The sequence below is a fragment of the Bacillus sanguinis genome, from assembly GCF_018332475.1.
In the GTDB taxonomy this organism is placed as follows: Bacteria; Bacillota; Bacilli; order Bacillales; family Bacillaceae_G; genus Bacillus_A; species Bacillus_A sanguinis.
Window position 1 is genome coordinate 1 of record NZ_BOQB01000477.1, and the last position, 202, is coordinate 202.

Here is a 202-nt window from a genome sequence, read left to right on the forward strand (position 1 = left end):
ATATATGCCGCGCTTTATTCGTTTTCCTGAAAAAGTTGTATTTTGGTCATTTTCTCCATACGTTGGAATGAAGTCGTTATCCAGAAAACTTGCTTTCGATGTATATGATTCTTCAGTTACAACAACTTGAATGCCTACAGCATTTGCTTTGTATGTAATCATTTGAATCAGTAAATTATGCGGGATATGACAAAACGATTGG

1 protein-coding gene is annotated in these 202 nt (G+C 34.7%); it reads right to left on the reverse strand.

What is annotated here, in order from left to right; all coding sequences use genetic code 11:
* Positions 1–202: zinc ribbon domain-containing protein (locus tag KI369_RS27825; protein WP_238484972.1), on the reverse strand; the 202-nt coding region annotated here is incomplete at both ends.